Here is a 19,674-nt window from a genome sequence, read left to right on the forward strand (position 1 = left end):
GGGCCCGCGCCGTCAGGCGTCCCGCGCGCGGCGGTCGCGAAACCGGCCGCCCGGGCCCGTGCGGCCCTTGCCAGACACTCCCTCCACGGAACCGCGGAATACCGATTTGAAACTGCACCAGGACACGAGCGGCGCGCTCAATACCGTCACCGGCTACGGCCCCGATTATGTCGACGTCAACCTCCAACGCCACGAAGGAAGCGTCATCGTGCTGCCCGGCGCACCGGTGCGGGACTGGCCCGTGTCGTCGTTCGACGCGCTCGCGCCCGAGCATTTCGCGATGCTGCTCGACCCGGCGCCCGAGCTCGTGATCTTCGGCAGCGGCGCGCGGCTGCGCTTCCCGCACCCGCGCCTCGTGGCCGCGCTCACGGCCCAGCGGATCGGCGTCGAGACGATGGATTTCCAGGCCGCCTGCCGCACCTACAACATCCTGATGGCCGAGGGCCGCAAGGTCGCCGCCGCGCTCTTAATTGAACGTTAATCACTGTTGCGGTAAAACTCGGGCCGGCACACCGGGTCGATCCCCGGATCGTCGTCCGGGTCGATGACCGGCAAGCCGACCGCCCCGGCGCAACCCGCCGGCGGCTCTCACAACAACCAACAGGCTGAAAATCCATGAACGATACGCCGTCGAGGCTACCGCTCAACCGCATCACGCTCGTCCTCCTGCTCGTCGCGCTCGCGATCGTCTGGTTCGCGCCGCTCGGGCTGCGCCACCTGATCCCGAGCGACGAAGGCCGCTACGCGGAAATGGCGCGGGAAATGTTCGTCACCGGCGACTGGATCACGCCGCGCTACAACGGCTACAAGTACTTCGAGAAGCCGCCGCTGCAGACCTGGCTGAACGCGCTGACGTTCGCGTGGTTCGGCATCGGCGAATGGCAGGCGCGCCTCTACACGGGCCTCGCCAGCTTCGCCGGCGTGCTGCTGGTCGGCTTCACGGGCGCGCGCCTGTTCAACCCGCTGTCCGGCTTCCTCGCGGCCGTGGTGCTCGCGTGCTCGCCGTACTGGAACCTGATGGGCCACTTCAACGCGCTCGACATGGGGCTCGCGTTCTGGATGACGCTGTCGCTCTGCTCGCTGCTGCTCGCGCAGCGGCCCGGGCTGCAGGCGGGCGCGGCGCGCGGCTGGATGTGGGCGTGCTGGGCCGCGATGGCGTTCGCCGTGCTGTCCAAGGGCCTCGTCGGCCTGATCCTGCCCGGCGCCGTGCTGGTGCTCTATACGCTGATCGCCCGCGACTGGGCGCTGTGGAAGCGGCTGTATCTGGTCAGCGGCCTCGTGATCTTCTTCGCGATCGTCACGCCGTGGTTCGTGCTCGTCCAGCAGCGCAACCCCGAGTTCTTCAACTTCTTCTTCATCGTCCAGCAGTTCCGCCGGTATCTGACCCCGGAACAGAACCGCCCGGGCCCGCTCTACTATTTCGTGCCGGTGCTGCTGGTCGGCTTCCTGCCGTGGCTGTCGGTCGCGTGGCAGAGCCTCCGCCATGCACTGCGCATGCCGCGTCAGCCGAACGGCTTCTCCCCGATGCTCGTGCTGCTGATCTGGAGCGCGTTCATCTTCCTGTTCTTCAGCGCATCGCATTCGAAGCTGATTTCGTACGTGCTGCCAGTCGCGCCCGCGCTCGCGCTGATGATCGGCGCGTACCTGCCGCTGATGAGCGCCGACCGGTTCCGCCGTCACCTGCTCGGCTACCTCGTGTTCTTCGTCGTCGCGGCGTTCGGGATCATCTTCCTCGCGTATCAGGGCGACGCGCGCACGCCGAACGCGCTGTACCGCGCGTTCCAGCTATGGCTGTACGCGGGCCTCGCGGTCGCGGGCGCGCTGACGCTGGCGGCCGCATGGCTGAACCGTCGCGTGGGCGTCGCGGCCGCGATCACCGCGTTCGGCGCCGCGTGGCTCGCGTTCGGCACGATCGGCGGCACCGGTCACGACGAGTTCGGGCGCTACAGCTCGGGCGCGCTGCTCGCGCCCGCCGTGCGCGCCGAACTGGCGAAGCTGCCGCCCGACACGCCGTTCTACTCGATCGAGATGCTCGATCACACGTTCCCGTTCTATATGGGCCACACGACGATCATGGTCCAGCGCCAGGACGAGCTCGCATTCGGGATCTCGGTCGAGCCGAACAAGTGGATCCCGACCGTCGACCAATGGATCGAACGCTGGAAGCAGGAAACCCATGCGCTCGCGATCATGCCCCCCGGCCAGTACGACACGCTGGTCAAGCAAGGCGTGCCGATGCGCGTGATCGCGCGCGACAACCGCCGCGTGATCGTCGAGAAACCGCAATCGTAAGGACGCCCGCCGCATGAATCCCGTTTCGTTCGTCTGCATCATCACCGGCGTGATGCTCAACGCCTGTGCGCAACTCCTGCTGAAAGCCGGCGTCAACGCCGTTGGACACTTCGAATTCAGCCGTGCGAACATCATCCCGGTCGGCCTGAAGATCGCGACCCAGTTGCCGATCATCGGCGGCCTCGGCTGCTACGTGCTGAGCGTGGTCGTCTGGATTCTCGGGCTGTCGCGGGTCGACGTGTCGATCGCGTACCCGATGCTGTCGCTCGGCTACGTGGTCAACGCGTTTGCCGCCTGGTACCTGTTCGGCGAGGTGCTGTCGGTCCAGCGGCTCGTCGGCATCGGCATCATCCTGATCGGCGTGCTCGTGCTCGCGCGCAGTTGAGCGCGCCCCGGCCCGGCGGCATTAAGCGTCCGCCTACAAAAAATCACGGTACGAATCCGGCAACCGGTGTTTAATGCCGGTTTCGGGCCGGATCGCCCGACCCCTTTATTACCAGCCATTACAGGCCACAAGCGTTCATGAGCCAGACTACCGCTCCGTTCCTGCCGTTCACCCGCCCCGAGATCGACGAGGAAACCATCCAGGGTGTCGTCGAAGTGCTGCGCTCGGGCTGGATCACCACCGGCCCGCAAAGCCAGAAATTCGAGGCAGCGCTGTCCGAGTACTGCGGCGGCCGTCCGGTCCGCGCGTTCAATTCGGGCACCTGCACGCTCGAGATCGGCCTGCGCATCGCGGGCGTCGGCCCCGGCGACGAGGTGATCACGACGCCGGCGTCGTGGGTGTCGACCAGCAACGTGATCCTCGAGACGGGCGCGACGCCCGTATTCGCCGACATCGATCCCGTCACGCGCAACATCGACCTCGACAAGCTCGAGCAGGCGATCACGCCGCGCACGAAGGCGATCATCCCGGTCTACCTGGCCGGCCTGCCGGTCGACATGGACCGCCTGTACGCAATCGCGCGCGCACACAACCTGCGCGTGATCGAGGACGCCGCGCAGGCGCTCGGCTCGACCTGGAAAGGCAAGCGCATCGGCGCGATCGGCGACATCGTGTCGTTCAGCTTCCACGCGAACAAGAACCTGACGACGATCGAAGGCGGCGCGCTCGTGCTGAACAACGAGGACGAGGCGACGCTCGCGCAGAAGTACCGCCTGCAGGGCATCACGCGCACCGGCTTCGACGGGATGGACTGCGACGTGCTCGGCGGCAAGTACAACCTGACCGACGTCGCCGCGCGCGTCGGCCTCGGCCAGCTGCCGCATCTCGAGCGCTTCACCGCGCAGCGCCGCGCTCTCGTGCGCGCGTACTTCGCCGCGCTCGACGGCGGCCCGGCCGTGAAGCTCGGGCTCGGCCTGCCCGTCGCCGATTTCGAGAACAGCAACTGGCACATGTTCCAGGTCACGCTGCCGCTCGACCGTCTGTCGATCTCGCGCGCCGATTTCATGGCGCAGATGAAGGAACGCGGGATCGGCACGGGCGTCCACTACCCGGCCATCCATCTTTTCACGCTGTATCGTGCACGCGGCTTCAAGGAGGGCATGTTCCCCCACGCCGAACGATACGGCGCATCGACCGTCACGCTGCCGCTCTTCACCCAGATGACGGAAGACGACGTGCGTCGCGTGGCCGACGCCGTCAACCAGATTTGCGAACAATACGGAAAATAAGCGTACATGAATCACCTTGAAGCACGCGCCGGGCATCCGGGCGCCGCGAACCCGGAGGTATCGGTCATCATCCCCGTGTACAACGAGGAAGAGGGCCTGGCCGCGCTGTTCGCGCGCCTGTACCCGGCACTCGACGCACTCGGCACGTCGTACGAAGTGATCCTGATCAACGACGGCAGCCGCGACCGCTCGGCCGCGATGCTGGCGGACCAGTTCCACGTGCGCCCCGACACGACGCGCGTCGTGCTGCTCAACGGCAACTACGGCCAGCACATGGCGATCCTCGCCGGCTTCGCGCAGTCGCGCGGCGACATCGTCATCACGCTCGACGCCGACCTGCAGAACCCGCCCGAGGAAATCGGCAAGCTGATCGCGAAGATGCGCGAGGGCTACGACTACGTCGGCTCGATCCGCAAGCAGCGTCAGGACAGCCTGTGGCGGCGCAAGGCATCGCAGATGATGAACCGGCTGCGCGAGCGCATCACGCGGATCAAGATGACCGACCAGGGCTGCATGCTGCGCGCGTACAGCCGCCGCATCATCGACACGATCAACGTGTGCGGCGAAGTCAACACGTTCATCCCCGCGCTGGCCTATACGTTCGCGCAGAACCCGACCGAAATCGAGGTCGCGCACGAAGAACGCTTCGCGGGCGAGTCGAAATACTCGCTGTACAGCCTGATCCGGCTGAACTTCGACCTCGTGACGGGCTTCTCGGTCGTGCCGCTGCAGTGGCTCTCGTTCATCGGCGTGATCCTGTCGCTCGGCTCCGCCGCGCTGTTCGTGCTGCTGCTCGTGCGCCGTTTCATCGTCGGCGCGGAAGTGCAAGGCGTGTTCACGCTGTTCGCGATCACGTTCTTCCTGCTCGGCGTGATCATCTTCGCGCTCGGCCTGCTCGGCGAATACGTCGGCCGCATCTACCAGCAGGTGCGTGCACGGCCGCGCTACCTGATCCAGGCCGTGCTCGAACAGCATGACGGCATGCCGGCGGTGCCGGCCGGCACGAATCGCACGGGGGTGTCGCAATGAAGCCGCGCGCCGTCGTCTTCGCGTATCACAACGTCGGCGTGCGGTGCCTGCAGGTGTTGCTGGCACGCGGCGTCGACGTCGCGCTCGTCGTCACGCACGAGGACAATCCGAACGAGAACATCTGGTTCGGCAGCGTCGCATCCGTCGCCGCCGAGCACGGGATCCCGGTCGTCACGCCGGCCGACCCCGCCGATCCGGCACTGCGCCGCGCGGTGGCCGACGCGCAGCCGGACTTCATCTTCTCGTTCTACTACCGCCACATGCTGCCGGTGGACCTGCTCGCGATCGCGCCGCGCGGCGCGTACAACATGCACGGTTCGCTGCTGCCGAAATACCGGGGTCGGGTACCGACCAACTGGGCCGTGCTGAACGGCGAAACGGAAACCGGCGCGACGCTGCACGAGATGGCCGCGAAGCCCGACGCCGGCGCGATCATCGGCCAGACCGCGGTGCCGATCCTGCCGGACGACACGGCCACGCAGGTGTTCGACAAGGTGACGGTGGCCGCCGAGCAGACGCTCTGGCGCGTGCTGCCCGCGCTGCTCGCGGGCGATGCGCCGCATCTGCCGAACGATCTCTCGAACGGCAGCTACTACGGCGGACGCAAGCCGGAGGACGGCCGCGTCGACTGGTCGAAGCCGGCCGCGCAGGTCTACAACCTGGTTCGCGCGGTCGCGCCCCCGTATCCGGGCGCGTTCACCGACGTCGGCGGCACGCGGTTCGTGATCGCCCGCGCGCGCCTCGCGGCGCCCGGCAGCGCGGTCGCCGCGGCCGCGGCGGATTTGCCGCCCGGCCTGCACGTAAGCGATAATGCGCTATTCGGCGTCTGCGGCGACAGCCGCGCCCTATCCATTCTCGAGCTGTGGCAGCAGCGCGACGGCAGCGAAACCGTCGTGACGCCCGCGGAATTCGCGCAGTTCATTCATTCTTCCCGTCATTCATGAAAGCAAAAAAAGTCCTGATCCTGGGTGTGAACGGCTTCATCGGCCATCACCTGTCGAAGCGCATTCTTGAAACCACCGATTGGGAAGTGTTCGGCATGGACATGCAGACCGATCGGCTGGGCGACCTCGTCAACCACGAGCGGATGCACTTCTTCGAAGGCGACATCACGATCAACAAGGAGTGGGTCGAGTATCACGTGAAGAAGTGCGACGTGATCCTGCCGCTCGTGGCGATCGCGACGCCCGCGACCTACGTCCAGCAGCCGCTGCGCGTGTTCGAGCTCGACTTCGAGGCGAACCTGCCGATCGTGCGTTCGGCCGTCAAGTACGGCAAGCACCTCGTGTTCCCGTCGACCTCCGAGGTCTACGGCATGTGCTCGGACGAGCAGTTCGACCCGGATGCATCGGCACTCACCTACGGCCCGATCAACAAGCCGCGCTGGATCTACGCGTGCTCGAAGCAGCTGATGGACCGCGTGATCTGGGGCTACGGGATGGAAGGCCTGAACTTCACGCTGTTCCGTCCGTTCAACTGGATCGGCCCGGGCCTCGACTCGATCTACACGCCGAAGGAAGGCAGCTCGCGCGTCGTCACGCAGTTCCTCGGCCACATCGTGCGCGGCGAGAACATCAGCCTCGTGGACGGCGGCTCGCAGAAGCGCGCGTTCACCGATATCGACGACGGCATCAGCGCGCTGATGAAGATCATCGAGAACAAGAACGGCGTCGCGTCGGGCAAGATCTACAACATCGGGAATCCGAAGAACAACTTCTCGGTTCGCGAGCTCGCGCACAAGATGCTCGAACTGGCCGCCGAATACCCGGAATACGCCGGCTCCGCGAAGCAGGTGCAGCTCGTCGAAACGACGTCGGGCGCCTACTACGGCAACGGCTACCAGGACGTGCAGAACCGCGTGCCGAAGATCGACAACACGATGCAGGAGCTCGCATGGGCGCCGCAATCGACGTTCGACGACGCGCTGCGCAAGATCTTCGAAGCGTATCGCGGCCATGTCGCCGACGCGCGCGCGCTGGTCGAGCAGCAGAACTGACGGGACGCTCGCTTGGCTCGTATCGTCCTCAAGATCGACGTCGACACGCTGCGCGGCACGCGCGAAGGCGTGCCGAACCTCGCGCGCATCTTCGACCGCTTCAGTGCGCGCGCGACCTTCCTCTTCAGCCTCGGGCCCGATCACACGGGCTGGGCGCTGCGGCGCGTGTTCCGCCCCGGCTTCCTGAAGAAGGTGTCGCGCACGTCGGTGGTCGAGCATTACGGCGTGAAGCAGTTGATGTACGGCGTGCTGCTGCCGGGCCCCGACATCGGCCGCCGCGCGATCGCGGACATGCGCGCGATCCACGAGGCCGGCTTCGAATGCGGGATCCACACGTGGGATCATGTGTACTGGCAAGACAACGTGCGCGTGCGCGATCGCGACTGGACCGCGCGTGAAATGCAGAAGAGCCACGCGCGCTTCGTCGACGTCTTCGGCGCGCCGCCCATCACGCACGGCGCGGCCGGCTGGCAGATGAACGACGCGGCGTTCGAGCAGATCGACGCATGGGGGATGCGCTACGCATCCGACGGTCGCGGCCATTCGCCGTACCTGCCCGTGGTCGGCGGCCGCACGCTGTCGCACGTGCAGATGCCGACCACGCTGCCGACGCTCGACGAAGTGCTCGGCATCGACGGCATCGACACGCACAACGTCGCCGCGCATATCCTGAAGTTCACGGAGACCAATCCGCACGACCAGGTGTTCACGCTGCATGCGGAACTGGAAGGCCAGAAGCTCGCGCCGGTGTTCGAGCAGCTGCTCGCCGGGTGGCGCGCGCAGGGCCATACGTTTGCGACGATGGGCGATTACCACGCGACGCTGGACCGCGACTCGCTGCCATCGTACCCTGTCACGTGGGGCGAGATTCCCGGCCGCTCCGGCGAACTGATCGTCCAGCCCGACTGAGTTCGCGCGCGCCGGCCCCGCCGGCCCCGCCCTTGCGGCGTGCCGCCGCAACGTCCCGCCGTACCGCGCCGCCCGAGCGGCGCCTTTCCATAACAACAGGAGAAACACGTGTCCGTCGAAGTTGACCGTCAAGTTCCCGATTTCACCGCACCGGCTACGGGCGGCGACATTTCGCTGTCCGACCTGAAGGGCAAGAAGCTCGTCCTGTATTTCTATCCGAAGGACAACACGCCGGGCTGCACCACCGAAGGCCTGCAGTTCCGCGATCTCTATCCGAAGTTCAAGAAGGCCGGCGCCGAAGTCATCGGCGTGTCGCGCGACAGCCTGCGCTCGCATGACAACTTCAAGGCAAAGCTCGAACTGCCGTTCCCGCTGATCTCCGATGCCGACGAAGCGCTGTGCGCGCTGTTCGATGTCATCAAGATGAAGAAAATGTATGGCAAGGAAGTGCGCGGAATCGAGCGTTCGACGTTCCTGATCGACGCCGACGGCGTGCTTCGCCAGGCATGGCGCGGCATCAAGGTGCCCGGTCACGTGGACGACGTGCTAAGTGCTGTACAAGCGCTTTGAGCCGCGTTATATTGGGCCGCAATGAATGCCAGTTCGCCCCATATTTCTCGTAGCTGCACCGGTGCCCGTTGCGTTGCTTTCCGGCACCTGACGCGCATTACGACGGTATCAGCCGAGCCGCATGTCCCTGTCGACGGGGCAGCGGCTTTTTTTATGGACTGCGCGCCGGCCCTCGGTCCGGCCCTCACCCCGTCAAGGAGCTGATCGACACTTAGGCGAACCGGCTAGACGATATTCCTGTGCGCCACCGCGCGCAAACTGCATGCGTGTACGTCACGCAGGATGCGATCAGCGGCGCACTTCATGCGACACGATTCCTCCCGAGGGACACCATGCCTTTGCCTACCCCCCCCAGCAAGCTCGGCAGCCTGCTGCCGCCCGACGAATACAAGGCGAAAGCGCGGCCCGCGAAAGCCGCGAAGAAATCCGCCGAAGGGGACGCATCCACAGCCGGTGACTATGGCCCGGCCAGCGTGGCCCAACCGATGACCGAAGCCGCGAACACGGCCGCGCCGCTGCGCGCCGTCGCGTCGTCGGCGCAAGAAGCCGCGAGCACACCGGCACGCGGCCGCAAGACCAAACAGACCGCGGCGCTGCTGCAGCCGATGCAGGCGCCGGTCGAAGCTGCGCCCATCGCGCCGGTCGAGGCACGCCACGACAAGCCCGCCGCCGGGAAACCGGCCGCGGCGCCCGCACGCGATGCCGGCGCCGCGACGAAGTCGCGCAGCCGCAAGCCGGCCGAGGCCGAGCTGCAGAAGCTGTTCGTGCTCGACACCAACGTGCTGATGCACGATCCGAGCAGCCTCTTCCGCTTCGAGGAACACGACGTCTATCTGCCGATGATGACGCTCGAGGAACTCGACAACCACAAGAAGGGGATGTCGGAAGTCGCGCGCAACGCGCGCCAGGTGAGCCGCACGCTCGACGCGCTGGTCGCCGACGCGGGCCCGATCACGAACGGCATTCCGCTGTCGCGCCTCGGCAGCCGCGAGGCGCTCGGCCGCCTGCACTTCCAGACGACGCTCACCAACATTCCGCCCGTCGAGGGCCTGCCGGAAGGCAAGGCCGACAACCAGATCCTGGGCGTCGTGCGCGCGCTGCAGCGCGACCGGCCGGACCGTCAGGTCGTGCTGGTGTCGAAAGACATCAACATGCGAATCAAGGCGCACGCGCTCGGCCTGCCCGCGGAAGACTACTTCAACGACCAGGTACTCGAGGACAAGGACCTCCTCTATACCGGCGTGCGCGAACTGCCGCAGGACTTCTGGACCCGGCACGCGAAGGGCATGGAGAGCTGGCAGGACACGAAGACGGGCACCACGTACTACCGCGTGACGGGCCCGCTCGTCGCGTCGATGCTCGTCAACGAGTTCGTCTATCTCGAGCCGCAGAACGGCGAACCGACGTTCCATGCGATCGTCCGCGAGCTGAACGGGAAGACGGCGCTGCTGCAGACGCTGCGCGACTACAGCCACCACAAGAACAACGTGTGGGGCATCACCGCGCGCAACCGCGAGCAGAACTTCGCGCTGAACCTGCTGATGAACCCCGAGATCGACTTCGTCACGCTGCTCGGCCAGGCCGGCACCGGCAAGACGCTCGTCGCGCTCGCGGCCGGCCTCGCGCAGGTGCTCGACGACAAGCGCTACAACGAGATCATCGTGACGCGCGCGACCGTGCCCGTCGGAGAGGACATCGGTTTCCTGCCCGGTACCGAGGAAGAGAAGATGCAGCCGTGGATGGGCGCATTCGACGACAACCTCGAAGTGCTGCAGAAAACCGACGACGCAGCCGGCGAATGGGGCCGCGCGGCGACGCAGGAGCTGATCCGTTCGCGCCTGAAAGTGAAGAGCATGAACTTCATGCGCGGCCGAACGTTCGTCGACAAGTACCTGATCATCGACGAAGCGCAGAACCTCACGCCGAAACAGATGAAGACGCTCGTCACGCGCGCGGGCCCCGGCACGAAGATCGTGTGCCTCGGCAACATCGCGCAGATCGACACGCCTTACCTGACCGAAGGCAGTTCGGGCCTGACCTACGTCGTCGACCGCTTCAAGGGTTGGGGCCACAGCGGCCACGTCACGCTCGCGCGCGGCGAACGCTCGCGGCTCGCCGACTACGCGTCGGACATCCTCTAACGCGCGACCGGCCGACCGCCGGCCGTCGACGCCACGCGGCGCTCCGTTTCCGGAGCGCCGTTTTTATTTTTGGGGTCGGAAACGTTGGTCACACTTCGTTACGCAACAGCCTCACTTACGCGCGAAACTTCAAGTAAATTCTCAGGAATGGTTGCCTAAGCCCCGCCGGAACGTCTACCATCGGGTCTGTCTGTTGTCATACGATTCGCGAGCGTTCCGCGCTCGTCCGCCTTGTCATGCTTCGAATCTGGGTTCCCGTCGCCGTCGTTTCACTGCTCGCGGCCTGCTCCAGCGTGCCGCCGCAGTCGGCTTCGCGCACCTCCGGCATGAAGATCACGACGCCGCGCGCGTTCCCGGCGCCCGCCAATTTCCCGAAATTCGTCGATCACAGCGTCGGTCAGGAAGAGATTTCGATCCAGGCGATGAGCCTCGTCGGCGTGCCGTATCGTTGGGGCGGCAACACGCCGACGAGCGGCTTCGACTGCAGCGGGCTCGTGCGCTACGTGATCGGCCGCGCGGCCGACGTGAACCTGCCGCGCACGACCGCCGACATGAGCAGCCGCGGCGTGTCGATCGACCCCGACCAGGTCGCGCCGGGCGACCTGGTCTTCTTCAATACGACCGGCCGCCCGCACTCGCACGTCGGCATTTACGTCGGCAAGCTGCGCTTCGTCAACGCGCCGTCGACCGGCGGCACCGTGCGGCTCGACTACCTGACGAACCCGTACTGGGCCAAGCGCTTCGATGGCATTCGCCGCGTCGCGCCGCCGCGCGGCACGCCGGCGCCGTTCGATGCGCCGACCTACGAGGCACGACGCGATGCGCCGACGGCCGCACCGGCCCCGGTCGTCGCAGCCGCCGCGCCGCGGCAGCCGGCCTACGCTTCGTCACAAGCCGACGCGGCCCCGTCGCCGGCTCCGGTCATCCAGGCGGCACCGGTCATATCGACCGCAGCGGTCGCCCCGGCAGCCGCCACGCCCGCCGATCCGTACGAACCTCCGCCGCCGCGCGTGCCGGCAGCCCAGCAGCAGGCGGCATCCGCGAATGGCGACATGACCGCGATAGCGGCGACCACGGCCCCGACGGAGACCGGCACGCAGATTCCGACGATGGCACTGACGGCCGCCCAGGCTGCCGCGTTCGATGCGGAGCCCCCGCCCGCCGCCGCAGCGACGTCGCCGCGCGGCATCGAGCCCGTGCAGGTACTGCGTGCGTCGACGCAATCCGCACCGCTCGGCCCGCGCACCGGCACCGCGGACGATCCGATCGCCCGCTTCGCGAACGGCAGTTACTGACCGGCCTCATCCCGGCCACAACCCCACCATTCCCGGCCCATCTGCGCCTTTCCCGATCACCAAAGAAAATGCGCCGCAACCTTTCGGTTTGCGGCGCATGTCGCGTCGTCAGTGAGCGTCGGAATCAGAAGATCTGATGCCCGACCCACCATCCGCCGGCGGCGATCAGCGCGGACGCCGGAATCGTCAGCACCCAGGCCCACACGATATTACCGGCAACGCCCCAGCGCACGGCCGACAGCTTCTGCGTCGCGCCGACGCCGACGATCGCACCGGTGATCGTGTGCGTGGTCGACACCGGAATGCCGAGAAACGACGCGATGAACAGCGTGATCGCCCCGCCGCTTTCTGCACAGAAACCGCCGACCGGCTTGAGCTTCGTGATCTTCTGGCCCATCGTGCGGACGATGCGCCAGCCGCCGAACAGCGTGCCGAGACCCATCGACAGGTAGCACGCGCCGATCACCCACGCGGGCGGCGCATCGGAGGTCGCCGACGCATAGCCCGACGCGATCAGCAGCATCCAGATGATGCCGATCGTCTTCTGCGCGTCGTTACCGCCGTGACCCAGGCTGTACAGACCGGCCGACAGCAGCTGGAGCCGGCGGAAGCGCCGGTCGACCTTGCTGGGAGCGGTACGGAAATACAGCCACGACACGCCGAGCATGAACAGCGAGCCGAGGATGAAACCGAGCAGCGGCGAGATGAAGATGAACGCGACGGTCTTCATCAGGCCGTCGATGTTCAGCGAGCTCCAGCCGGACTTCGCGAGCGCGGAGCCGACGAGGCCGCCGATCAGCGCATGCGACGAGCTCGACGGAATCCCGTAATACCACGTGATCACGTTCCAGCCGATCGCACCGACCAGCGCGCCGAACACGACATAGTGGTCGACGATCTCGGGATCGATCGTGCCTTTACCGACCGTCTGCGCGACCTTCAGGTGGAAGATGAAATACGCGATGACGTTGAACGCGGCCGCGAACACCACGGCCTGCTGGGGTTTCAGCACCCCGGTCGACACGACGGTGGCGATCGAGTTCGCCGCGTCGTGAAAGCCGTTCATGAAGTCGAATACGAGCGCGACGAGCACGAGCGTCGCGACCATCCATAGGGCGAGTTGTATCGAATGCATCGTGATCCGCTCAGGCGTTTTCCAGCACGATGCCTTCGATGATGTTCGCGACGTCCTCGCACTTGTCGGTGATCTCCTCGAGCAGTTCGTAGATCGCCTTCAGCTTGATGAGCGTCTTCACGTCGTCTTCCTCGCGGAACAGCTTCGACATTGCCGCGCGCAGCACGCGATCGGCCTCCGACTCCCAGCGATCGATCTCCTCGCACTGCTTGAGGATCTGCGCCGACTGCTTCATGTCGGACAGCAATCCGACGGCCTGCTGCACGTGCTGCGCCGACTGCGTGACGATGTGCGCGAGCTGGCTCGCCTCGGACGTGACGGATTGCACGTCGTACAGCGATACGGCCGTCGCGACGTCCTCCATCAGGTCGAGGATGTCGTCCATCGTCGTGATCAGCTTGTGGATCTCGTCGCGATCGAGCGGCGTGATGAAGGTCTTGTGCAGCAGATCGATCGCTTCATGCGTCAGCTTGTCAGCGGCCTTCTCGGCGGTTTGCACGTTTTGCTTGTGAATCTCGGCGTCGGCGAGATTGTCGATCAGCAGTTCGAGCTCGCGGCCACCGGAAACGATGTGCTTCGCGTGCGCGTTGAAGAGTTCAAAGAACTTGCCCTCGGTGGGCATGAATCGACCGAACATGGGATTCCTGAGAGATTGTCAAACGACTGTCACGAAAACGGGCGATATTGTACCGTTTTCGGTTGCGACGCGACGCGCGCATATGCGCGCGCCGGGATTGGATACAACGCTTGGTGAAATAACGGTTTACATCTGGCGAAGAAGTGTTACTCGCCGTAGAAGTTCTGCGCCCCCGCAAAGTTGTCGAACTTCGTGTATTGGCCCAGGAACGTGAGCCGAACTGGTCCGATCGGGCCGTTACGCTGCTTGCCGATGATGATTTCGGCCGTACCCTTGTCCGGGCTGTCCGGATTGTAGACCTCGTCACGATAGATGAACAGGATCACGTCCGCGTCCTGTTCGATTGCGCCCGATTCACGCAAATCGGACATCACCGGACGCTTGTTCGGACGCTGTTCCAGCCCGCGGTTCAGCTGCGACAGCGCGATCACCGGCACGTCCAGCTCCTTGGCCAGACTCTTCAGCGATCGCGAGATTTCCGAGATTTCGGTCGCGCGGTTCTCGCCCTGCGACGAGCCCGACATCAGCTGCAGGTAGTCGACGATGATCAAGCCGAGCTTGCCGCACTGCCGAGCCAGGCGCCGCGCGCGCGAGCGCAATTCCATCGGGTTCAGGCCGCCCGTCTCGTCAATGAAGAGCTGCGCCTCGCTCATCTTCTGCACCGCGTGCGTCAGCTTCGGCCAGTCTTCGTCCGTCAGCCGGCCGGTTCGCATCCGGTGCTGGTCGAGCCGGCCGATCGAACCGAGCATACGCATCACAAGCTGAGTGCCCGGCATTTCCATCGAAAACACGGCTACCGGCAACCCGTACTCGACCGCGACGTATTCGCCGATGTTCATCGAAAATGCGGTCTTACCCATCGACGGCCGCCCTGCGACGATGATCAGTTCGCCGCCGTGCATCCCGGACGTCATCCGGTCGAGGTCGACGAAGCCCGTCGGCGTGCCCGTGACGTCGCTCGGGTTCGCGGTGTGATACAGCGTGTCGATGCGCTCGACGACCTGCGTGAGCAGCGGGCCGATCTCGAGGAAGCCCTGGTTGCCGCGCGCGCCCTCTTCGGCGATCGAGAACACCTTCGACTCGGCCTCGTCGAGCAGCTGGCGAACTTCCTTGCCCTGCGGATTGAACGCGTCGGCCGAGATTTCGTCGGCGACCGACACGAGCCGGCGCAGCACCGCGCGGTCGCGCACGATTTCCGCGTAGCGGCGGATGTTCGCGGCGCTCGGCGTGTTCTGCGCGAGTGCGTTCAGGTACGCGAGGCCGCCGACGTCGTCGGCCTTGCCGGACGTGGTCAGCGCTTCGTACACGGTCACGACGTCGGCCGGGCGCGTCGATGCGATCAGCCGGCCGATGTGCTCGTAGATGATCCGATGGTCGTAGCGATAGAAGTCGCCCTGCGACAGGAAGTCGGCAATCCGGTCCCATGCCGCGTTGTCGAGCAACAGGCCGCCGAGCACCGACTGCTCGGCTTCGACCGAATGCGGCGGGACTTTCAGCGATTCGATTTGAGGATCTTGCGGCGCGTTCATGGGTTGGGATTATCGCGAATTGATCGCGGCAGCGCTACCGCTCCGGCGATCGGGCAATAAAAAAGGCAGGCCCCGGTTGCCCGGGCGCCTGCCCTTGTCCGGACGGCGGAAGCCGCCCGGAAAGCTTGCATACGCTTACGCGTGGTCGCCGATCACGTTGACCGTGACGTCGACGACGACGTCCGTGTGCAGCGCGACCTGAACGTTGTGCTCGCCGATCATCTTCAGCGGGCCTTCCGGCATGCGAACTTGCAGCTTCTCGACTTCGAAACCTGCCTTCTTCAGCAGTTCCGCGACGTCGCCGTTCGTGACCGAGCCGAACAGACGGCCGTCAACGCCCGACTTCTGCGTGATTTCGAACGACTGGCCGTTCAGCTTCTCGCCGACTGCCTGCGATGCCGCCAGCTTTTCAGCGGCGATCTTTTCGAGTTCAGCGCGGCGAACTTCGAATTCGGCGATCGCTTCCTTCGTTGCACGGCGAGCCTTGCGGTTCGGGATCAGGAAGTTGCGAGCGTAACCGTCCTTGACCTTGACGATATCGCCGAGGTTGCCCAGATTGGCGACTTTTTCCAACAGAATGATTTGCATTCGAATTCTCCTTATTGCGTCGCCTGATTACGCCTTGTGCTGATCGGTGTACGGCAGCAGCGCGAGGAAACGCGCACGCTTGATTGCCGTGTCCAGCTGACGCTGATAGTGCGCCTTCGTACCCGTCAGACGAGCCGGCGTGATCTTGCCGTTTTCGCCGATGAAGTCCTTCAGCGTTTCCGTGTCCTTGTAGTCGATCTGCTCGACGCCGGCAGCCGTGAAACGGCAGAACTTCTTGCGCTTGAAGAGCGGGTTTTGTTGCTGACGACGCTTGTCGAATTTCTTACCAGTCGGGCGGGCCATGATTTCAGTCCTTTCCTATGTCCTGCAATGCAGTGATGTGAAACACCAAGGTTCTCGCGTTGCGGCTCTTCTTTGCCAGAAAGCCCGTGAACAGCGTTTCGACGCCCATTTCACGACTTTCCAGCTTGCCGCTCGCCTCACCGGCCGCCACCGCCTCGATCGTCATTTCGACCTGACGGGGAATGCCTGCTTCGACGACTTCCGTGCGGTGATGCAACGTGGCGCTTGCGATCGGAACACCTGCCGGCGTATATCGCACCGGTGCGCGTTCGACGACGCTCGCCGTCAATTGCAACCTGTTCACGTGAGTGGCGCGCTCCTTGATGGCTTAATGAGTGACGAACTTAAGCCTGCGCTTCGGTCGGCTGAGCTGCAGCCGCCTTCTTGGCTTCTTCGCGCTGAACTTCCTTCATCATCGGCGACGGGCCGGTCTCGGCCTTCTTCATCTTGACGATGAGGTGACGCAGCACGGCGTCGTTGAACTTGAACGCGTGTTCGAGTTCGTCGAGCGTCGTCTGGTCGCACTCGATGTTCATGCAGACGTAGTGAGCCTTCGCGAGTTTCTCGATCATGTAGGCCAGCTGGCGACGGCCCCAGTCTTCGACACGGTGGATCTGGCCGCCGTGCGTCGTGATCGTGGTCTTGTAACGCTCGATCATCGCGGGCACTTGCTCGCTCTGATCGGGGTGCACGATGAATACGATTTCGTAATGACGCATTACACACTCCTTGTGGATTAAAGCCACCCGGGCGTCTGAACCGGTGTGGCAAGTGAGAAGCCGAGGATTCTAACCCGGATACGGGGCGCATGCAACACCGATCGACGATTTCCGACCGGATTCGGCCATGTTTTCAAAGACTTGAACGGCGCCGACAGCCGAAAAGGCCGTCGGCGCGCCTGTTCATGAATCGGGGACGGAGCATCGCGCATGGGATCACGCGCCCGGCGACGCGGCCTGCCGTCACTCGCTGCGCGCCCCGCCCAGCCGCGCGTCGAGCGCCGTCCTGAACGCGTCCAGCGCCGACGGTTCGGCGTCGGTCACGGCCCACCACGTCATCCCGGCCGCATCCCAGCGGTCGAGCGCGTAACCCTGCGACACGGCCGCATACGGCGCAGCCTGCCGCCCGACACCGGCCGGCCACACGTACACGTCGATCACGTGTTGCCGGTACCGGTAGACGAGCACAGCGACGCGGCGCCGCCCGACGTAGTCGAGCCGCCCGCCGGCCAGCGGGAAACCGCTCGCCGACAGATCCTCGACCGGCGGCGCATAGTCGAGTCGGCCGTTGAACCACGGCTTGACCGTATGCCGATCGGTCGAGATCACGTCGATGTTGCGCGCCGACAGGCCGGCCCGAACGTGGCTCGCGACCAGTTCGTCGACCGTCTGGCCGGTTTCGGCGTGGCGCGCGGACACCACCATCCCGGCGGCCGCGGCCAGCGCGATCACCAGCGCCATGCCCCAGCCGAGCCCCGGCAGCGACGGGACACGCGGCCCCGGCCCGGCAGGCGCCGGGCGAGCCGGCTCGCCGCGCCCGGTCGGCCATGAAAACCAGCGTCGACCGTTCGGTCGAGGCCGCGGCCGCGCCGCCACGTCGGGCCCCGGTGCCGCGTGGGCTTGGCTGCGCTCCCCCGCGCCGCCCGCCGCCGGCAGCCCCGCGAGGATGCTCGCCCGCAGCGCATTCGGCGCGCGGTGATAGTCGGCCTGCCGCACGATCCGCCCCAGCGCGACGATTCGTTCGCGTTCGCGGCGGCACGCGTCGCACCCTTCGACATGCCGCTGGATGCGCAATGCATCGGGCGCCGACAGCTCGCGGTCGACGTCCGCGTCCAGCAACGCTCGCGCTTCGTTACAGTCCATCGATCGCCTCCGATGCGGTTCCGCTTGCCGACGCTCGTCCCGGCGCGGGTTTGGACGTCGACGCCGGCGCCGCCGCGTCGCCCAGCAGCGCGGCGAGCCTGCGCCGGCCGCGCGCAAGCCGCGACATCACGGTGCCGACGGGCACGTCGGCGATCGCCGCGATCTCGCGGTAACTCAAATCCTCCATCTCGCGCAGCACCAGCACCTCGCGATATTCGGGCGCCAGCTTCGCGAGCGCCGCATTCACGAGCCTCACGTTCTCGCCGCGCAGCAATTGCGCGAGCGGATCCTCGGTCGCCGGCTGCCAGTCGTCGGGCACCTCCGTGTCGTCGAGCGTGTCGGGCAATGCAACCTCGTGCGCGTGGGTGCGGCGGCGCCATTCGGTGTACCAGGTGTGGCGCACGATCGTCAGCAGCCACGGCCGCGCGTTGTCGCCGCGGCACGAGTCGACGAAGCGCAGCGCGCGCATGCACGCGTCCTGGACGACGTCGTCCGCGTCGCCCGCATTGCCGCTCAGCCAGCGCGCGAGGTTGTACGCGGCGTCGAGATGCGGCAGCACGAGCGCGCGAAACCGCTCGCCGCGCGCGACCGCGTCGTCCTCCGTCCGTTCGTCGACCGCCTGTCCGGCTTGCCCCACATGGCCTCCCTCGTCCCGGCGGCCGAAGCCGCGCCCGTTCCGCGCCCGGTGCCCGGACAGACCGGCAGCGTGCGCACTCGATGACCTTACCGCCGCTGCGTCGAGTTTATTCCCGCATGCAGCCGACGATGCGCAAAAAAATGCCGGAACCTGCCGCGCCCGTTACGGCGTGGTGCTCCAGTAGCCGGGGCGCGCATACGCTTCGCGCAGGTAGTCGATGAAGTAGCGTACGCGCGCGGGCACGTAGCGCTGCTGCGGATAGACCGCGAGGATGTCGTAGTCCGGCAGCGCATATTCGTCGAGCACCGTCTCGAGTTCGCCCGTCTCGAGCTGCGCGGCGATTTCCCAGGTCGAGCGCCAGCCGAGCCCGAGGCTTTCCGCCACCCAGCGATGCAGCAGCTCGCCGTCATTGCAGTCGAGATTGCCGGCCACCCGCATCGTCACGATCTTGCCGTGGCGCTGGAAATACCAGCCGCGGTTCTGGCCCCCCTGCAGGTTGAACGCGAGACAGTTGTGCCTGAGCAGGTCATCGAGCGACTTCGGCCGGCCGTGGCGGCGGAAATAGTCGGGCGTGCCGCACACGACACGCCGGTTCGACGCGAGTTTGACCGCGACGAAGTTCGGGTCGACCGAGCCGCCAATCCGGATCGACAGGTCGTAGCCTTCGCGCACGAGATCGACGACGCGATCGGTCAGGTTGAACGACAACTGCATTTCCGGCTTGTCGACGAGGAAACCGGGCGCGTGCGGCGCCACGTGCTTGCGGCCGAACGCGGCCGGCGCGGACACGATCAGGTGCCCGCTGACCGCGCGGCGGCCGGCGGCCAGCTCGTTCTCGGCCTGGTCCCATTCGGACAGCAGCCCGCGGCAGCGCTCGAGGAACGCGGCGCCCTCCTCGCTCACCACCAGCCGCCGCGTCGAGCGGTACATCAGCTTCACGCCGAGGCGCTTCTCCAGCGCGTCGATGCGCCGCCCGAGCACCACCGGCGACACGCCCTCCTCGAGCGCGGCCGCCGCGAGGCTGCCCGCGTCCGCGACCCGCACGAACGTCTCGATCTGCTTGAAACGATCCATCTC

21 protein-coding genes and 1 pseudogene are annotated in these 19,674 nt (G+C 65.9%); 11 read left to right on the forward strand and 11 right to left on the reverse strand.

Annotated elements, in window-relative coordinates; genetic code table 11:
* Positions 1-106 precede the first annotated feature (106 nt).
* From WS46_RS31590 to WS46_RS31630, 9 genes are all read left to right on the forward strand, one after another.
* Complete coding sequence (locus tag WS46_RS31590) at positions 107-481, forward strand: Mth938-like domain-containing protein (protein WP_059529828.1); 375 nt, start codon at positions 107-109, stop codon at positions 479-481.
* Between the two features lie 134 nt (positions 482-615).
* Positions 616-2,292 (forward strand): glycosyltransferase family 39 protein, encoded by a 1,677-nt coding sequence (locus tag WS46_RS31595; protein ID WP_059693280.1) that lies wholly within the window; start codon positions 616-618, stop codon positions 2,290-2,292.
* Between the two features lie 13 nt (positions 2,293-2,305).
* The gene (locus WS46_RS31600; RefSeq protein ID WP_014896865.1) at positions 2,306-2,677 is read left to right on the forward strand and encodes an EamA family transporter; all 372 of its coding nucleotides are present in this window, start codon (positions 2,306-2,308) and stop codon (positions 2,675-2,677) included.
* A gap of 137 nt (positions 2,678-2,814) precedes the next feature.
* Positions 2,815-3,966, forward strand: coding sequence for a DegT/DnrJ/EryC1/StrS aminotransferase family protein (locus tag WS46_RS31605; protein ID WP_059604275.1), 1,152 nt, complete (start codon positions 2,815-2,817; stop codon positions 3,964-3,966).
* A 6-nt stretch (positions 3,967-3,972) separates the two neighbouring features.
* Positions 3,973-4,995, forward strand: a complete 1,023-nt coding sequence (locus WS46_RS31610) for a glycosyltransferase (RefSeq protein WP_059529818.1) — start codon at positions 3,973-3,975, stop codon at positions 4,993-4,995.
* A complete protein-coding gene (locus WS46_RS31615) occupies positions 4,992-5,939 on the forward strand; it encodes a formyltransferase (protein ID WP_059693283.1) in 948 nt (315 codons plus the stop codon). Before WS46_RS31610 ends, WS46_RS31615 begins: the two co-directional genes overlap by 4 nt.
* Positions 5,936-6,991 (forward strand): bifunctional UDP-4-keto-pentose/UDP-xylose synthase, encoded by a 1,056-nt coding sequence (locus WS46_RS31620; protein ID WP_059529811.1) that lies wholly within the window; start codon positions 5,936-5,938, stop codon positions 6,989-6,991. Before WS46_RS31615 ends, WS46_RS31620 begins: the two co-directional genes overlap by 4 nt.
* A gap of 12 nt (positions 6,992-7,003) precedes the next feature.
* Complete coding sequence (locus tag WS46_RS31625) at positions 7,004-7,900, forward strand: polysaccharide deacetylase family protein (protein ID WP_059693286.1); 897 nt, start codon at positions 7,004-7,006, stop codon at positions 7,898-7,900.
* Between the two features lie 108 nt (positions 7,901-8,008).
* Positions 8,009-8,470 (forward strand): peroxiredoxin, encoded by a 462-nt coding sequence (locus WS46_RS31630; RefSeq protein ID WP_006756046.1) that lies wholly within the window; start codon positions 8,009-8,011, stop codon positions 8,468-8,470.
* 192 nt (positions 8,471-8,662) lie between these two features.
* On the opposite strand, the pseudogene WS46_RS36975 reads toward WS46_RS31630, so the two are convergent.
* Positions 8,663-8,907 (reverse strand): annotated as a pseudogene (locus WS46_RS36975) (hypothetical protein); the annotation flags it as partial.
* On the opposite strand from WS46_RS36975, the gene WS46_RS31635 reads away from it, so the two are divergent.
* Together WS46_RS31635 and WS46_RS31640 are read left to right on the forward strand one after the other, a co-directional pair.
* Positions 8,803-10,611, forward strand: coding sequence for a PhoH family protein (locus WS46_RS31635; RefSeq protein ID WP_059529806.1), 1,809 nt, complete (start codon positions 8,803-8,805; stop codon positions 10,609-10,611). The pseudogene WS46_RS36975 and the gene WS46_RS31635 sit on opposite strands and share 105 nt — an antisense overlap.
* A gap of 236 nt (positions 10,612-10,847) precedes the next feature.
* A complete protein-coding gene (locus WS46_RS31640; protein ID WP_059693289.1) occupies positions 10,848-11,906 on the forward strand; it encodes a C40 family peptidase in 1,059 nt (352 codons plus the stop codon).
* Between the two features lie 124 nt (positions 11,907-12,030).
* Here WS46_RS31640 and WS46_RS31645 read toward each other — a convergent pair whose 3' ends face one another.
* The 10 genes from WS46_RS31645 to WS46_RS31690 form a co-directional block, all read right to left on the reverse strand.
* Positions 12,031-13,041 carry an inorganic phosphate transporter gene (locus tag WS46_RS31645; protein WP_059449911.1) on the reverse strand — a complete coding sequence of 337 codons (1,011 nt, stop codon included), beginning with the start codon at positions 13,039-13,041 and terminating at the stop codon, positions 12,031-12,033.
* A gap of 10 nt (positions 13,042-13,051) precedes the next feature.
* On the reverse strand, positions 13,052-13,678 hold the full coding sequence (locus WS46_RS31650; RefSeq protein ID WP_044847234.1) for a DUF47 domain-containing protein: 627 nt from the start codon (positions 13,676-13,678) through the stop codon (positions 13,052-13,054).
* 146 nt (positions 13,679-13,824) lie between these two features.
* Positions 13,825-15,207 carry a replicative DNA helicase gene (locus WS46_RS31655; RefSeq protein WP_044847233.1) on the reverse strand — a complete coding sequence of 461 codons (1,383 nt, stop codon included), beginning with the start codon at positions 15,205-15,207 and terminating at the stop codon, positions 13,825-13,827.
* Positions 15,208-15,342: 135 nt separating this feature from the next.
* Positions 15,343-15,795 carry a 50S ribosomal protein L9 gene (rplI, locus tag WS46_RS31660; protein ID WP_047900882.1) on the reverse strand — a complete coding sequence of 151 codons (453 nt, stop codon included), beginning with the start codon at positions 15,793-15,795 and terminating at the stop codon, positions 15,343-15,345.
* A gap of 27 nt (positions 15,796-15,822) precedes the next feature.
* A complete protein-coding gene (rpsR, locus tag WS46_RS31665; RefSeq protein WP_004193360.1) occupies positions 15,823-16,098 on the reverse strand; it encodes a 30S ribosomal protein S18 in 276 nt (91 codons plus the stop codon).
* 4 nt (positions 16,099-16,102) lie between these two features.
* Entirely contained in the window at positions 16,103-16,402 is a 300-nt protein-coding gene (gene priB / locus WS46_RS31670) for a primosomal replication protein N (RefSeq protein WP_006486250.1), read from the reverse strand.
* A 40-nt stretch (positions 16,403-16,442) separates the two neighbouring features.
* Positions 16,443-16,817, reverse strand: a complete 375-nt coding sequence (gene rpsF, locus WS46_RS31675) for a 30S ribosomal protein S6 (protein ID WP_006755436.1) — start codon at positions 16,815-16,817, stop codon at positions 16,443-16,445.
* Between the two features lie 243 nt (positions 16,818-17,060).
* A complete protein-coding gene (locus tag WS46_RS31680; RefSeq protein WP_059693292.1) occupies positions 17,061-17,960 on the reverse strand; it encodes a zf-HC2 domain-containing protein in 900 nt (299 codons plus the stop codon).
* Positions 17,950-18,597, reverse strand: coding sequence for an RNA polymerase sigma factor (locus WS46_RS31685; RefSeq protein ID WP_059529797.1), 648 nt, complete (start codon positions 18,595-18,597; stop codon positions 17,950-17,952). Before WS46_RS31685 ends, WS46_RS31680 begins: the two co-directional genes overlap by 11 nt.
* Before the next feature lie 162 nt (positions 18,598-18,759).
* Complete coding sequence (locus WS46_RS31690) at positions 18,760-19,671, reverse strand: LysR family transcriptional regulator (RefSeq protein ID WP_059529794.1); 912 nt, start codon at positions 19,669-19,671, stop codon at positions 18,760-18,762.
* Between the last annotated feature and the right edge of the window lie 3 nt (positions 19,672-19,674).

Origin of the sequence: Burkholderia sp. RF4-BP95 (assembly GCF_001521985.1) — a bacterium.
GTDB lineage: Bacteria > Pseudomonadota > Gammaproteobacteria > Burkholderiales > Burkholderiaceae > Burkholderia > Burkholderia diffusa.